The organism is Mycobacterium sp. 1245852.3 (assembly GCF_001669335.1).
GTDB classification, from domain to species: Bacteria; Actinomycetota; Actinomycetes; order Mycobacteriales; family Mycobacteriaceae; genus Mycobacterium; species Mycobacterium europaeum_A.
Genome location: NZ_LZLL01000311.1, coordinates 1 through 521, shown reverse-complemented (window position 1 = coordinate 521; position 521 = coordinate 1). Strand labels below are relative to the sequence as shown.

Annotated in this window: 1 protein-coding gene; it reads left to right on the top strand. The window is 65.6% G+C overall.

Annotated features, from left to right (window positions below; translation table 11 throughout):
• A partial coding sequence (locus tag A9W96_RS14085; protein ID WP_231999684.1) for a DUF3556 domain-containing protein occupies positions 1–521 on the top strand: 521 nt, incomplete at both ends.

Genomic DNA, 521 nt, shown 5'->3' with positions numbered 1-521 from the left:
GGAACGCCAAGGCCAGGTGCAGCGGGATCAGGGTTTCCTCTTTGCTGCCGTACAACCGCTCGAGCTGCTGGTGCTGCTGTTCTCACACGGCGGCTGGCCGACGGCCATCGCGGCGTTCGTGATGATCGTGTTCCACCTCAACATCCTGCTGGCCTTCCCGATGGGCGTGCCGCTGGAGTGGAACGTCTTCATGATCTTCGGGGTGTTATGGCTATTCGTCGCGCACGCGCGCCTGGGCCTGTCCGACATCGCCCACCCGTTGCCGATCGCCGCCCTGTTCGCCGTCATGGCCGGCACGGTCGTCGTCGGGAATCTCTATCCGCGCAAGGTCTCGTTTCTGCCCGGCATGCGCTACTACGCCGGCAACTGGGACACCACCCTGTGGTGCGTGCGGCCGTCGGCCGACGAAAAGTTCCGCGTCGGCTCCCGCGCCCTGGGCCCGATGCAGCACCAGCAGCTCGAGCGGTTGTACGGCAGCAAAGAGGAAACCCTGATCCCGCTGCACCTGGCCTTGGCGTTCC